General features: G+C 73.3%; 11 protein-coding genes, 1 tRNA gene and 1 other RNA gene. 10 read left to right on the forward strand and 3 right to left on the reverse strand.

The annotated features are described in order from the left end of the window. Positions 1-25 precede the first annotated feature (25 nt). The gene (locus AB0I68_RS31895) at positions 26-1,207 is read left to right on the forward strand and encodes a histidine kinase (RefSeq protein WP_363180854.1); all 1,182 of its coding nucleotides are present in this window, start codon (positions 26-28) and stop codon (positions 1,205-1,207) included. Next, entirely contained in the window at positions 1,204-1,860 is a 657-nt protein-coding gene (locus tag AB0I68_RS31900) for a response regulator transcription factor (protein ID WP_363180855.1), read from the forward strand. The genes AB0I68_RS31895 and AB0I68_RS31900 overlap by 4 nt, the downstream gene beginning before the upstream one ends. 16 nt (positions 1,861-1,876) lie before the next feature. On the opposite strand, the gene AB0I68_RS31905 is transcribed toward AB0I68_RS31900, so the two are convergent. Continuing rightward, positions 1,877-3,073: an alpha/beta hydrolase gene (locus tag AB0I68_RS31905; RefSeq protein ID WP_363180856.1), complete on the reverse strand. Its 1,197-nt coding sequence runs from the start codon at positions 3,071-3,073 to the stop codon at positions 1,877-1,879. A gap of 369 nt (positions 3,074-3,442) precedes the next feature. Beyond that, entirely contained in the window at positions 3,443-4,069 is a 627-nt protein-coding gene (locus AB0I68_RS31910; protein ID WP_363180857.1) for a TetR/AcrR family transcriptional regulator, read from the reverse strand. Positions 4,070-4,180: 111 nt separating this feature from the next. Here AB0I68_RS31910 and AB0I68_RS31915 point away from each other — a divergent pair, with 111 nt between their 5' ends. Further along, positions 4,181-4,849 carry a hypothetical protein gene (locus AB0I68_RS31915; protein WP_363180858.1) on the forward strand — a complete coding sequence of 223 codons (669 nt, stop codon included), beginning with the start codon at positions 4,181-4,183 and terminating at the stop codon, positions 4,847-4,849. 322 nt (positions 4,850-5,171) lie between these two features. After that, a complete protein-coding gene (locus AB0I68_RS31920) occupies positions 5,172-5,312 on the forward strand; it encodes a hypothetical protein (RefSeq protein WP_363180859.1) in 141 nt (46 codons plus the stop codon). Positions 5,313-5,442: 130 nt separating this feature from the next. Here the strand turns inward: AB0I68_RS31920 and AB0I68_RS31925 are convergent. Continuing rightward, positions 5,443-5,530 (reverse strand) — tRNA-Ser (locus AB0I68_RS31925). A gap of 131 nt (positions 5,531-5,661) precedes the next feature. Here AB0I68_RS31925 and ffs point away from each other — a divergent pair. From ffs to AB0I68_RS31955, 6 genes are all read left to right on the forward strand, one after another. Further along, positions 5,662-5,760: signal recognition particle sRNA small type (ffs, locus tag AB0I68_RS31930), an RNA gene on the forward strand. A gap of 78 nt (positions 5,761-5,838) precedes the next feature. Beyond that, a complete protein-coding gene (locus AB0I68_RS31935; protein WP_363180861.1) occupies positions 5,839-8,094 on the forward strand; it encodes a DNA polymerase III subunit gamma and tau in 2,256 nt (751 codons plus the stop codon). Between the two features lie 60 nt (positions 8,095-8,154). After that, the gene (purD, locus tag AB0I68_RS31940) at positions 8,155-9,408 is read left to right on the forward strand and encodes a phosphoribosylamine--glycine ligase (RefSeq protein ID WP_363180862.1); all 1,254 of its coding nucleotides are present in this window, start codon (positions 8,155-8,157) and stop codon (positions 9,406-9,408) included. A gap of 287 nt (positions 9,409-9,695) precedes the next feature. Continuing rightward, the gene (locus AB0I68_RS31945) at positions 9,696-11,315 is read left to right on the forward strand and encodes a hypothetical protein (RefSeq protein ID WP_363180863.1); all 1,620 of its coding nucleotides are present in this window, start codon (positions 9,696-9,698) and stop codon (positions 11,313-11,315) included. A 291-nt stretch (positions 11,316-11,606) separates the two neighbouring features. Beyond that, entirely contained in the window at positions 11,607-13,085 is a 1,479-nt protein-coding gene (locus tag AB0I68_RS31950) for a N,N-dimethylformamidase beta subunit family domain-containing protein (RefSeq protein ID WP_363180864.1), read from the forward strand. A gap of 86 nt (positions 13,086-13,171) precedes the next feature. Continuing rightward, complete coding sequence (locus tag AB0I68_RS31955; protein WP_363180865.1) at positions 13,172-14,074, forward strand: phosphoribosylaminoimidazolesuccinocarboxamide synthase; 903 nt, start codon at positions 13,172-13,174, stop codon at positions 14,072-14,074. Positions 14,075-14,079: the final 5 nt, after the last annotated feature.

A 14,079-nucleotide genomic window follows, 5' to 3' on the forward strand; every position in this document is an offset into this window, starting at 1 on the left:
GCGGAGGGGTGGCTAGGATCGGCGAGTGGATCAAGGGACGCCGCGTCCTCCGTGGCTGAGCCGGCTGCCGTCGGGCGTGTGGACGGGGCTGACGTGGTGTGGTGCCGGGCTGTTCGCGGTGTTGCTGTTCAGTACGACCACCTGTCGACTGACGGCTGATCACCACTCCGCATTCCCGCTGCTCGTGCTCCGGGCGGCCGTGGCGGCCGTCCTGGCGCTGGCGATCGGCTGGGCCCGCCGGTGGCCGCTGGCGGTGTTCGGGGTGCTCCTGGCCGAATCGACAGCGGCCGCGGTGCTCTGGGGGAAGACCTGGCCGTTCTTCCTGGCGCTGGGCGGACTCGTCTGCTACCTCGCGATGAACCGTCCCCGCCGCACCACCGTCGCAGCCGCCGTCGTCGAGCTGGCCGCATGGGCCCTCCAGTGGGTGGCGGTGGACCACGGCCGGGAGAAGCTCAGTGACTTCGTGAGCATGCTGTCGGGACTCGCCGTGTCCGTCCTCGTCTTCTGGCTGATCGGCAACTCGATCCGCCAGCAACGCCGGTACGGCGAGGCTCTGCGCGCCCACGCGGTGACGTCCGAACGGCTGCGGATCGCCCGTGAAGTGCACGACATGATCGCCCACAGCATCGGCGTCATCGCGATCCAGGCCGGCTCGGCGAGCCTGGTCATCGATACCCAGCCCGAGAACGCGCGCAAGGCGCTGGGCGCCATCGAGAGCACCAGCCGTGAGACGCTGGCCGGGCTGCGGCGCATGCTCGTCTCGCTGCGCCAGGCCGACGAGGCTTCGCCCCACCCCGACCCCGACCGCGACCCCGACCGCGGCCGCACAGGCATGGAGGCACTCGACCGGCTGGCCGAGATGACGGCCGAGGCCGGAGTCCGGGTCGAGGTGCACTGGCGGGGGCAGCGGCGCCCGCTGCCCCCCGAGACCGACGTGGCAGCCTTCCGGATCATCCAGGAGTCGGTCGCCAACGCGGTGCGCCACTCCGGCACCGACCACTGCCGGGTGTCCGTGGAGTACCGGGACGAGGAGCTGGCCATCGAGGTCGTCGACGACGGGCGCGGCCCGGTACGCACCGGTGCGGCGGCGGGGGCCGGTTACGGGATCCCCGGGATGCGCGAACGGGTCGCCCTGCTGAACGGCCGGTTCAGTGCCGGGTCCAGGCCCGAAGGCGGCTTCCGGGTCGCGGTGAGGCTGCCGGGATGACGACGATCCGTATCGTGCTCGCCGACGACCAGGAGCTGGTGCGCGCCGGGCTGAAGATGGTCATCACGGACCTCCCCGATCTGGAGATCGTGGGCGAGGCGGGCACGGGTGCCGAGGCGGTCCGGCTGGCCGGCGAGGCCCGGCCCGATGTCGTACTGATGGACATCCGGATGCCCGGCACGGACGGCATCGAGGCCACCCGGACGATCATGGCGGGCTCCGCGCCGCCGCGAGTACTGATGCTCACCACGTTCGACGACGACGACAGCGTGTACGCCTCGCTGCGGGCCGGTGCGAGCGGGTTCCTGGTCAAGGACATGGCGCTGGTGGACATCATCGCGGCGATCCGCGTGGTGGCCGCCGGGGACGCCCTGATCGCGCCGAGCGTCACCCGCCGCCTCATCGAGGAGTTCGCCGCACGGCCCCGGCGCTCCCTGCCGAAACGGAGGATCGACGGCATCACAGGACGGGAGCGAGAGGTGCTGACGCTGGTCGGGCGCGGCATGTCCAACAGTGAGATCGCCGCTCATCTCTTCATCGGCCCCGCCACGGCCAAGACCCATGTGGCCCGCCTGCTCAACAAGTTGGGCGCCCGCGACCGCGTCCAACTGGTCATCGCCGCTTACGAAGCAGGGTTGGTGTCGCCGACCTGAAACCGCCCGGGCGGGGTCAGGGGTGCTGGAAGGTGACCTCCGGGTCGGCCGCTGACGGGCCGTCGAGCAGCGCCTGCGGGCGGCCCCTCAGCTGCTGGTCGAAGAAGGCTCCGAGGTAGCTGCGGGTGAGCTCCAGCGCGCGCAGCGGGGGGATCGCCCCGCTGGGGACGGGCCTGCCGGCCTGTGCGCCGAGGAAGTTCAGGTCGCTGAAGCTGCCGTGGTCGGACCCGGCGATCGTCAGCCAGCGCTTCCAGCCGTCCAGGTTCGCCCAGGCCTTCGTCCAGGACTCGTCCGTACCCGGACTCTCGTGCTCGGCGCCGAACAGCAGGAAGGGGCGGCCGTGGAGGCCGGTGGCCGGATCCGCCTCCGGGAAGGTGCCGTCCATGTTCACCCCGGCCCGTATCCGGTCGTCGGCGGCCATGGCCAGGGTGGTGGCGGCGCCGCTGACGGAGTGCCCGGCCATGCCGATCCGCGCCTGGTCGATCATGTGGGCGTACCGCCAGGCCGAGTGGCGCCCGGTCAACTGGTCGATCACGAACGAGAGGTCCTCGGCCCGGCTGCGGGCGACGGCCTGGCGTCCGCCCGCCGGTGGCTGGTCACAGATGGTGCAGGTGAGCGTCCGTCCGTCGGGGAAGGTCACGCCGGGGGATTCGTAGGTGTGGTCGACCAGCGCGACCACGTACCCGCGGCCGGCCAGATCCTCGGCAATGCTGGTGAACAGGGCACGCGGCAGCGCGAGGCCGGGCGAGAGCACGACCAGCGGGAACCTCCCGTGCTCCGGGCGCGCGTCCTCGTGCGCCCAGGTGCGGGTGGTGCTGAGTGCCTCGGGCGGGATGCCGGAGCCCGGGGCCTTCTCCTGCAGCAGCAGCCGGGCCTCCTCGGTGCTCATGTAGGCGGCCGGCCCGCCGGTCCCGGGGCGGGCCGGGTAGTACACGGACACCATCAGCCGGCGCGGACCCGCGGCCGGTACCCAGGGGTCCTGGCGGTGCTCGTCGACGAGTTGCAGCGTGTTGCGGCCGACCGCGTGCGGGCCGGTCGGGCGGGGGAGCTCCGCCTGGGCGAACGCGTTCGACGTCGCGGTGGCGACAGTGGGTGGAGCAGCGGGTGGAGCAGCGGGTGGAGCGGCAGCGAACGCCGTGCCCGCTGCGCCGATCGGCAGCGGCAGGACGAGTGCGAGTGCGGCGGCTACGGCAGTGCGACGGATTCTGGTCATGGCGGCGACGCTAGATCCCGAGCACGCCACCCGACGTCCCCTCGGGGGCGGACCGGGCATCACCTCGGGGCGGATCGGACATCGCCCCGGAGGGGGACGGGCATCCTCGGGGACGTGGCCGCGCACGTGGGCGAGCGCATCTGGCAGGTGGCCAAGGACGCCGCCGGGGTGAGCCGGAAGTCCCGAAGGACCGTTGAGACCACAGATGAGACCGCGAGCGCCGAAGACCCCGACCGCCGGGCGGTCGGGACCTTCGTTTGGCGGGGGTGTCGGAGACGGGCGCGAGGTGCCGGACGAGCGGGTCGGCGCGGAAGCGCAGGGTGGGCGCCGGGCCGGTGGCCAGGCGTGGCTAGGCGTGGCCAGGCGTGGCTAGGCGGGTGCTGCGAAGCCGGCGCAGAGCAGGCGGACGCTCCGCGTGAACTTCTCGTCCTGGCTCAGACGCGGGACCAGCGGGCCCATGACCAGCGGGAACTGCTCGCACAGTTCGGCGTAGAGCTCGGCGGTGACGGGCGGTGGCGTTGCCGGCTGGTTCTGCTCCTGGAGGACGAAGCCGGTGACATGGCTGAGCAGGGTGTCGGCGGCGATACCGCAGTGGCCGGCGGGCAGCCCGGCGTCGAGGAGGGTGCGCAGCAGGCGTTCCATCAGGGAGAGGGCGCCGGTGCTGAGCATGCCGGGGCTCTCGGCGAGGAGCTGGGCGCCGCCGGGGTGCTGTTTGATGCTCAGGCGCAGGGCGGTGGCCTGAGCCTGGACGCGATCCTGCCAGGTGGAGGTGGCCGGGAGGGATTCCAGGGCTTCGGTGCCCGCCTCGTACGCCCGGCGGCAGACCCGGTCGGCCATCAGGGCGAGCAGCTCGTCCTTGCTGTGTACGTGGTAGTAGAGGCTGCCCGCGTGGGTGTCGAGGCGGTTGGCGACCTGGCGCATGGACAGGTTCTGGTAGCCGACCTCGGCGAAGACGGCCATGCCCGCGTCGACGATGCGGTCCTTGGTGAGCTTCATGCCTCTCACCGTACCGCGTTTTCCAACACCGTTCGAAAATTGTGCTAGCTTGGGGCCATCAGGTTTTCGAACGGTGTTGGAAAACGCCGCAACCGGGGGGAGGGGCCAGACATGGGGGCGATCGTCTTCAACGTGACCACGGCCGCGCTGATGGTCATGATGGTCAACTGCGGGCTCGGCGTGGTCGGCCGCGACACCCTGCGCGGCCGGCCGCTCCCGTGGGCGGCGATCGCCCTGACCACGCTCGCCGTCGGCGGCGTGCTGCTCCAGCTCGTCTGGTCCGGCGCCATGGACGCGCTCGACGCGGACCCCGCCAAGTCCGGTTGGTGGCGCGAGTTCACCTCGGTGTTCATGCAGAACGGCGGCCTCTTCGGCGGCCTGTGGAACCTCGCCACCCTCGCCGCCGTCGCCGCCCTCGCCCAGTGGTACTGGGGCGGCCCGCTCACCCTCGGCTTCTTCCTCGCCGGCATCCTGCTGCCCGGCCGCCTCGACACCCTGCTCGGCTTCGGCGACGGCCCCAGCACCGACCCTCGCAACTTCGCCGGCAGCTCCGGCGCCACCTACTTCCTCGGCGCCACCCTCGCCCTCGCCTTCCTCACCCGCACCCGCCTCCCCAAGGAGCTCGCCCTGGCGGTCGGCGTCCCGGCGCTCGGCCTCGCGATGTGGCTCGCCCAGGAGAACGGCCACGGACTGGTGTCCGTCTACGGGTTCGCCCTTGCGGCGGCGGCATGGGCGGTCCGCCGCCGACTGGTCCGCCCGGCACCCGGACGAGCGGCCTGACCCGCGGCATTCCGCCGGCCTTCTCCGTTCGGTCGAGGTTCGCCACCGTGGCCACGGCGTGGAGGAGCCGATCATGAGTACTGCCCCGAATCTGCCGCTCCCGCCGCGCAGACCCGAGGAGTCCCATCCTCAGTCCCATCCGCTACGGACGATCCGGGAGATCCGGGAGTCTCTGCCCGAGCACCAGCTGGGGCACTTCGATGGCGGCGTACCGCTTTCGAGCAGGCGCTCACGGACATCCGTGATCAGTACCGCGACCGGATCGCCGCAGTCGGCGAGCGGGAGGCACTCGCCTATCTCGCTCTTCACCGGAGGCTCAAGAGTGCCGGAACCAGCATCGCCCCCAGATGCGCTGATCGCCGCCACTGCCCTGGCGAACGGCTGGGCGCTGGTGAGCCGCAACATCAAGCATCTGGCGCGATCAGGCGCACTCCTGCTGAGCCCCTGGGAGTACGAGGGGTAGGCCATCGAGGCCGGAACGCGGGGAAGCGTCCGGGTACGAGGCAAACAAGCGAGACTCGAACTGAGACCACGGAACGCAGAAGGCCCCGGCCGGTTTCCCGGTCGGGGCCTTCAAGTGCCCGGTGAGGCACTGGCGGAGGATACGAGATTCGAACTCGTGAGGGGTTGCCCCCAACACGCTTTCCAAGCGTGCGCCCTAGGCCACTAGGCGAATCCTCCGCCGCAAACAATACAAGACGTTGAGGGGTGCTCGCGAACGTGATCGCCGGCGGGGGATCCGGCGGGGGATCCGGCCGGGGGCTGGTCGGGGTGCGGGTCGATTCCGGGGGCTTTCATCCGCTAGGGTGGGGCCCAGCCCCTCACGTGGCGCTATCTCACCCAACTCCCCCAGGGCCGGAAGGCAGCAAGGGTAAGTGGGCTCTGGCGGGTGCGTGGGGGGCGCTTTGCGTTCCGGGGCCGGTGGGCCGGGCGGGTCCGGTGCGGTCGGCGGGCCGTCTTTGTCGGTGGGCCCGGATAACCTCGTAGACGTGTCGTCCCTTGCGCTGTACCGCCGCTACCGCCCCGAGTCGTTCGCCGAGGTCATCGGGCAGGAGCATGTCACTGTCCCCCTGATGCAGGCCCTGCGGAACAACCGGGTCAATCACGCGTACCTGTTCAGTGGGCCCCGAGGCTGTGGCAAGACCACCAGTGCGCGCATCCTCGCCCGGTGCCTGAACTGTGAGCAAGGCCCCACGCCCACCCCCTGCGGCGCGTGCCAGTCCTGCCGGGACCTGGCGCGCAACGGGCCGGGGTCGATCGACGTCATCGAGATCGACGCCGCCTCGCACGGTGGCGTGGACGACGCCCGTGACCTGCGGGAGAAGGCCTTCTTCGGGCCTGCCTCCAGCCGCTACAAGATCTACATCATCGATGAGGCCCACATGGTCACCTCGGCGGGCTTCAACGCCCTCCTGAAGGTGGTCGAGGAGCCTCCGGAGCACCTCAAGTTCATCTTCGCGACGACCGAGCCCGAGAAGGTCATCGGGACCATCCGGTCCAGGACGCACCACTACCCCTTCCGGCTCGTGCCGCCCGGCACCCTGCGGGACTACCTGGGCGAGGTCTGCGGGCGCGAGGGGGCCAAGGTCGAGGACGGCGTGCTGCCGCTCGTCGTGCGGGCCGGCGCCGGGTCCGTGCGTGACTCCATGTCCGTCATGGACCAGCTCCTCGCCGGCGCCGCCGAGGAGGGTGTGACGTATGCCATGGCCACCTCCCTGCTGGGGTACACCGACGGGTCGCTGCTCGACTCCGTCGTCGACGCCTTCGCCGCCGGGGACGGGGCGGCCGCCTTCGAGGTCGTCGACCGGGTGGTCGAGGGCGGCAACGACCCGCGCCGGTTCGTCGCCGACCTGCTGGAACGACTGCGGGACCTGGTGATCCTGGCCGCCGTGCCCGATGCCGGGGAGAAGGGGCTCATCGACGCCCCCGCCGATGTCGTCGAGCGGATGCAGGCCCAGGCGTCGGTGTTCGGGGCCGCCGAGCTGAGCCGCGCCGCCGACCTGGTCAACACCGGGCTCACCGAGATGCGCGGCGCGACCTCGCCGCGGCTCCAGCTCGAGCTGATCTGTGCCCGGGTGCTGCTGCCCGCCGCCTTCGACGACGAGCGGTCCTTCCAGGCCAGGCTCGACCGGCTGGAGCGGAGCGGGTTCACCCCCGGCATGGCGGCCGCCCCGGCCGGCGCGCCCGCCATGGGCTACGTGCCCGGGCCCGAGGCGCATGCCATGGCCCCCGCCGGGCCCGGCGGGGGCGTTGCCGCCGCACGCGCCGCCGCTGCCGCCGTACGGGCTCCCGAGGCGGAGGCCGCAGCCGCGCAGGCCCCGGCCCCGGCCCCGGTGCAGGCCCCCGCTCCCGCTCCCGTGCAGGCTCCGGCCCCGGCTCCCGCTCCCGTGCAGGCCCCGGCCCCGGCTCCCGCTCCCGCGCAGGCCCCGGCCGCCCCCGCCTCCGCACCCGGTGCCTGGCCCGGGGCCGCGCAGCCCGGTGGCGGTGCCCCCGGCGCCTGGCCGGGAGCCGCCGCTTCCGCCCCCGCTCCGGCCGCCCCCGCCCCCGCCGCCGGTGCCTGGCCCAGCGCCACCGCGCCCGGGTCGGGCCGGCCCGCGGCCGCCGCCCAGGCCCCGGCTCCGGCCGCACCCGCGCCCGCACCCGCTCCGGCCGCCGCCGCCCCGTCGCCCGGCATGGCCGCCGGCGCCGGGCAGGTCCAGGCGATGTGGCCCGGCGTCCTCGAGGCGGTCAAGAACCGCCGCCGCTTCACCTGGATCCTGCTCAGCCAGAACGCCCAGGTCACCGGCTTCGACGGGACGACCCTGCAACTCGGCTTCCCCAACGCCGGAGCCCGCGACAACTTCGCGAGCAGCGGCAGCGAGGACGTCCTCAAGGCCGTCCTGGCCGAGCAGTTCCAGGTCAACTGGAAGATCGACGCCGTGGTCGGAGGGGGAGGCGGCCAGCCCGCACCGGCCTCGGCCTCGTACGCCGCCCCGGCCGCGCCCGCCTACAGCCCCCCGCCGGCCGCCCCGGCGCAGCAGGCGCCCGGCCCGCAGCAGCCGTACCAGCCGCCGCAGCAGCAGCAGCCCCAGCAGGGCGCTTCCGCGCCGCAGCCCCCCGTACAGCAGGCGCCCCCGCCGGTCGCGCCCGAGGACGACGTACCGGAGGAGGACGATCCCGACCTCGTCGAGAGCGCCCTGACCGGACACGACCTCATCGTGCGCGAGCTCGGAGCCACCGTCATAGAGGAATACACAAACGAGTAAGGGGCCCTACTTGGGTGGCCGCACGAAGGGCAGGCGCGCGAGCGGGCTAGGCTGCATGGCGTGAAGGTCCTCGTCATCGGCGGCGGCGCCCGCGAACATGCCCTGTGCCGCTCTCTGTCCCTCGACCCCGACGTCAACGCGCTGTACTGCGCTCCCGGCAATGCCGGCATCGCCGAGGTGGCGGAGCTGCGCCCGGTCGACGCCCTCGACGGCGCGGCCGTGGCCCGCCTCGCCAGCGAACTCGGCGCCGACCTGGTCGTCGTCGGCCCGGAGGCGCCCCTCGTCGCCGGCATCTGCGACGCCGTCCGCGCCGCCGGCATCCCCGTTTTCGGCCCGTCCGCGGAAGCGGCGCAGCTGGAGGGCTCCAAGGCGTTCGCCAAGGACGTGATGGCCGCGGCCGGAGTCCCGACCGCGCGCAGCTACGTGTGCACCACCCCCGAAGAGGTGGACGCGGCCCTCGACGCCTTCGGCGCCCCGTACGTCGTCAAGGACGACGGCCTCGCGGCCGGCAAGGGCGTCGTGGTCACTGAGGACCGGGCCGCCGCCCGCGCGCACGCGCTCGGCTGCGACCGCGTCGTCATCGAGGAGTACCTCGACGGCCCCGAGGTCTCCCTCTTCGCCATCACCGACGGCGTCACCGTCCTCCCGCTCCAGCCCGCGCAGGACTTCAAGCGCGCGCTCGACGGCGACGAGGGCCCCAACACGGGCGGCATGGGCGCGTACTCGCCGCTGCCCTGGGCCGACCCGAAGCTGGTCGACGAGGTCATGGAGACCGTCCTCCAGCCGACCGTGGACGAGCTGCGCCACCGCGGCACCCCGTTCTCGGGGCTGCTGTACGCGGGCCTCGCGATCACCTCGCGCGGCGTCCGCGTCATCGAGTTCAACGCCCGCTTCGGCGACCCCGAGACCCAGGTGGTCCTGGCCCGGCTGCGCACTCCGCTCGCGAGCGTCCTGCTGAACTCGGCCAACGGCACGCTGGACGCCGAGCCGCCGCTGCGCTGGCGCGAGGACGCGGCCGTCACCGTGGTCATCGCCTCCCACAACTACCCCGAGACCCCGCGCACCGGGGACCCGATCGAGGGCCTGGCCGAGGTGGCCGCCGAGGACGGTCCCGACGCGTACGTCCTGCACGCCGGGACCCGGCTCGAGGGCGACGCGGTCGTCAGTGCGGGCGGCCGCGTGCTGTCGGTGACGGCGACCGGTTCCGATCTGGCACAGGCCCGCGAGAAGGCGTATAAGGCCGTCGCGCGGATCCGGCTGGACGGCTCCCAGCACCGTACGGACATTGCCGCCAAGGCGGCCGAAGGCCGCTGAGCAGCGGGGCAGTCGTGACGCGGGCCCGGGCGCACCCATGTGCGCCCGGGCCCGCGCGCGTGTTCGCGTGCGAGTGCATCCGGCCGCGTTCGAACGCAGCCACCTTTACCCAAAGCCATTCCATCGGGTGATGGTCACCCGGTCCGGCTGACTGCCGGATGCTCCCCAACTAGGGTGCGGCGCAAGCATTCCGGCACTTGGCCCACCGGCATTGCGATGTCAGTGGCGGGTGTCACAGTGGGGGAGTGAGCAAAACCACCGCAGGGCAGAGGGGGTGAGGTCCGGCCGTGTCCGGAACCGGTTCGATCGTGGAAGTGGGCGTGCCGTCCGCGCGCTCCCGGGCTCTGGCCGTGCTGCGCGTGCGCAGCCGGGCGCTAGCCCTCGGGGTGCTGCCCGCCGCCCTCGCGGTGGTGCTGCTGAGCGCCCGGATGACGGGGCGGCTGGCCGGGGGCCCCTGGCCCGCGGTGACCCTCGTCGTGTGCGTGGTCGCCGTGCTGGTGCTGCTCGTCGGCGGGGTGTTCGCCGCGGTGGTGCTGCGGGCGGGCCCGGCCGTGACGCCGACGGTGCCGCTGCCGGAGACCGCCGCGCCCGACCTCTACCGGCTGGTGCGGGATCTGGCCGACCGGATGGACGTGCCCGCGCCCTCCGCGATAGCCCTGACGCCGGACTGCGACAGCTGGCTGGAGGACCGCACGCATGCCGCGCACCGCCGGAGCGGTGTATCCGGCGGCCGCGAGTCGGAGCCGGGTGCGGCTCCCGTGCTGGTGATCGGCTCGCCGTTCCTGTGGTGGATGCGGGTCGCCGAGCTGCGGGCGGTCCTGGCGCCGGTCGTCGCCGGTACGGGTCCTTCCGCGCATCCGGACATAGCCGACGCGCGAAGCTTCGTGCGCGGGCTCGACGCCGCCGTGGACGTGGGCGGCCGGCCCGGCCTCGGCTGGATAGGCGCACCGGCCCGGCTGCTGCTGAGGCTGTGCCAGGCGGATGCCGTCGAGATGGAGCGCGGGGTCGCCGCCGCCGCCTCGGACCGTGCACAGGGTGTGGATTACGGGCTGCGCATGGTCGCCCAGGAGCAGGTCGGCCTCGCCTACGCGGGCTGGGACCGGCTGCTGACCCGGGTCGCGCTGCCCGCGTGGCGGATGGGCCGCTGGCCGGCGCACCTCGACGCCGGAGTCGTCTCCGCGCTGACCGAGCTGTCCCGGCGGGACCGGCTGGCCGAGGGCTTCGCCTCGCGGCTGGGCGAGCGGCCGGCGTGCGATCTGCTGGAGCGGCCGGGGGTGGTCGACGAGGCGGCTTCGCTGCTGGCCGCGCGGCTTTTCCACGGCGGTCCGGCCGAGGCCGGACCGGACTGGTCGCCGGTGGACTGGGCGGCGTACCCGGAGGAGGTCGTGGACCGCAAATGGCGTGCCGAGGCCGCCCGGCTGCATGCGGCGCTGGACGCCCTCGCCGTGCCGGCCGGGCCGGGGGCGACGCTGGACCGGGTGCTGGGGCACCTCGCGGACGCGGCCGGCGAGGGCGCGGCCGGGGAGGCGCTGGCCGGGCTGCTCAGCGGTGACCTGGCCAGGGAGGAACGTTCCGCAGGCGCCGCGGGACCGGGTGCCGGTGCCGGCGCAGGGGTGGCGCGCGGGGTGGACACCGTGCCGCTGTTCCCGCTCCAGCCGCCCCGCAGTGGGCGGGATCTGCTCACCGACCACGTGACGGCGATGGTGTGCGCCGCGGCCGTGGACTCCGCCGATGCCGCGCCCGGGCTGGACTGGCTGGACGGCCCCGTCCTCCTGGTCGGCGGCGAACGGCGCGCGGACCTGGCCCCCCGGGTGCTGAGCCTGGTGGAGGACGGGGATCCGGAACCGCTGCGGGACTGGCTCGCGGAAATCGGCGTACGCCCGGAGAAACCGGTCCGCCTGGTGTGACCACGCCCGCACCCCCGAAACGCCGTCCCGCAACACCCGGCCCGGGCACAGGCCCGGCCCCGGGCACAGCCCCGGCCCCGGACCCAGGCCCGGAGCCGGGCGCGCCCCGCCGTCCGTATCCGTATCCGGATCAGCGGCCGCCCCGCACTCCGCATCTCCGGATGTGGCGAACGGTGACGGAATGAGTGCGTTATGTGATGTGCTGGGACCGGTCGCAGTTCGATGTACCGAAACCGCGCCGTGTCGGCGTGATGCAGGGACCGTTCGGGGGAGCGAGGGAGGGGAGCGGGTATGGGTGCCGACCAGATCCGGCGATGGGAATCAGGGGCGCTCGCGCACGCGGTGACCGATCCCTTCGGCCAGGGGCCGCTGCCGTGGTTCCGGGGCAGCGAGCTGTACTTCGACGACACCGGGCAGGTCGTGCCCTGGTACGTGGATCCGGCGCTGGCCTCCGGCCAGAACCCCCGGGCCCGCAGCAACGGCGGCCCGCGCACCGCCGACGACGTGCACCGGCAGATCAAGGGGTTCGCCTCCACCGGGGCCGTCGCGCCCGGCGAGGCCATCGACTTCCACATCACCGTGGACCCGCCCCAGCAGTTCTCCGTCGACGTCTACCGCATCGGCCACTACGGCGGCGACGGCGCCTCCAAGATCACTACCAGTCCCCGGCTCTCGGGCATCGTCCAGCCGCCCCCCCTCACCGCCGACCGCACCGTCTCCTGCCACCACTGGTGGCTCTCCTGGCGGCTCCAGGTCCCCGGCTACTGGAGCGTCGGCGCGTACGTCGCCGTGCTCACCACCGCCGACGGGTACCGGTCCCACATCCCCTTCACCGTCCGCGACGACCACCCCGCGGACCTGCTCCTGCTGCTGCCCGACATCACCTGGCAGGCCTACAACCTCTACCCCGAGGACGGGCGGACCGGCGCGAGCCTCTACCACGCCTGGGACGACGAGGGCCGGCTGCTCGGCGAGCGGGACGCGGCCGTCACCGTCTCCTTCGACCGGCCCTACGCCGGCGCCGGCCTGCCCCTGCACGTGGGCCACGCCTACGACTTCATCCGCTGGGCCGAGCGCTACGGCTACGACCTCGCCTACGCCGACACCCGCGATCTGCACGCCGGCCGCGTCGACCCCGCCCGCTACCGCGGCCTGGTCTTCCCCGGCCACGACGAGTACTGGTCGGGCCCCATGCGCCGCACCGTCGAGCGCGCCCGCGACCACGGCACCTCGCTCGTCTTCCTCTCCGCCAACACCATGTACTGGCAGGTCGAGCTGGGCCCCTCCCCCTCCGGGGTCGAGGACCGGCTCCTCACCTGCCGAAAACGCCGCGGCCCCGGCCGCCCCGGCCTCTGGCGCGAGGTCGACCGCCCGGAGCAGCAGCTGCTCGGCATCCAGTACGCAGGGCGGGTCCCCGAGCCCGCGCCCCTGATCGTGCGCAATGCCACGCACTGGCTCTGGGACTCCACCGGCGCCGCCGAGAACGACGAGCTCCCCGGCCTGGTCGCCGGCGAGGCCGACCGGTACTTCCCGCGCACCCAGCTCCCCGAGCACCGGGACCGGATCCTGCTCGCGCACTCCCCGTACCTCGACAGCGAGGGCGCCAAGCGCCACCAGGAGACCTCCCTGTACCGGGCCCCGAGCGGCGCACTGGTCTTCGCGTCCGGCACCTTCGCCTGGTCCCCGGCCCTCGACCGCCCCGGCCATGTCGACGAACGGATCCAGCGGGCCACCTCCAACCTCCTCGACCGGATCTGCAAGCGGGACTGAAACCCGGCCGGGCACCCCCTGGGCTGCGCACGGACCCCCGTACGGGAGAATGGGGCTGCGCTCGTACAGAACCACAGGGAGACCCCGTGTCCGGATTCGTCGAAAAGCCCGAGCCGGTTCAGGTGCCCGGCCTCGTCCACCTCCACACCGGCAAGGTGCGCGACCTCTACCGGGACGGCGACGGCAACCTCGTCATGGTCGCCAGCGACCGGATGTCCGCGTACGACTGGGTGCTTCCCACCGAGATCCCGGACAAGGGCCGCGTCCTGACCCAGCTCTCCCTCTGGTGGTTCGATCAGCTCAGGGACCTCGTCCCGAACCACGTGATCGGCACCGAGCTGCCCGACGGCGCTCCCGCCGACTGGGCCGGCCGCACCCTGATCTGCAAGAGCCTCGAGATGGTCCCGGTCGAGTGCGTGGCCCGCGGCTACCTCACCGGCTCCGGCCTCGCCGAGTACGAGCAGACCCGTACGGTCTGCGGACTCGCCCTCCCCGAGGGGCTCGTGGACGGCTCCGAGCTGCCCGCCCCGATCTTCACCCCGGCCGCCAAGGCCGCGGTCGGCGAGCACGACGAGAACGTCACGTACGAGGAGGTCGCGCGCACCACCGGCGCCGAGACGGCGGCGCTGCTGCGCCAGACCACCCTCGCCGTGTACGGCCGGGCCCGGGACATCGCGCGCGAGCGCGGGATCATCCTGGCCGACACCAAGTTCGAGTTCGGCTTCGACGCGGACGGCACCCTCGTCGCCGGCGACGAGGTGCTGACCCCGGACTCCTCCCGCTTCTGGCCGGCCGACCAGTGGCAGCCGGGCCGTACGCAGCCCTCGTTCGACAAGCAGTTCGTCCGCAACTGGCTGTCCTCCCCGGCCTCCGGCTGGGACCGGAAGGGCGAACTCCCGCCGCCGGCCCTCCCGCAGGAGGTTGTCGAGCAGACCAGCGCCAAGTACACCGAGGCGTACGAGCGGCTCACCGGCCTCGCCTGGGCCTGAGACAC

This window comes from Streptomyces sp. NPDC050448 (assembly GCF_040655295.1).
GTDB lineage: Bacteria > Actinomycetota > Actinomycetes > Streptomycetales > Streptomycetaceae > Streptomyces.

Bases quoted from the DNA above. Each gene is read 5' to 3' on its own strand.
- AB0I68_RS31910 (WP_363180857.1), bottom strand. From the start codon at position 4,069: ATGAAGCTCACCAAGGACCGCATCGTCGACGCGGGCATGGCCGTCTTC.
- AB0I68_RS31900 (WP_363180855.1), top strand. From the start codon at position 1,204: ATGACGACGATCCGTATCGTGCTCGCCGACGACCAGGAGCTGGTGCGC.
- AB0I68_RS31950 (WP_363180864.1), top strand. From the start codon at position 11,607: ATGGGTGCCGACCAGATCCGGCGATGGGAATCAGGGGCGCTCGCGCAC.
- AB0I68_RS31905 (WP_363180856.1), bottom strand. From the start codon at position 3,073: ATGACCAGAATCCGTCGCACTGCCGTAGCCGCCGCACTCGCACTCGTC.
- AB0I68_RS31915 (WP_363180858.1), top strand. From the start codon at position 4,181: ATGGGGGCGATCGTCTTCAACGTGACCACGGCCGCGCTGATGGTCATG.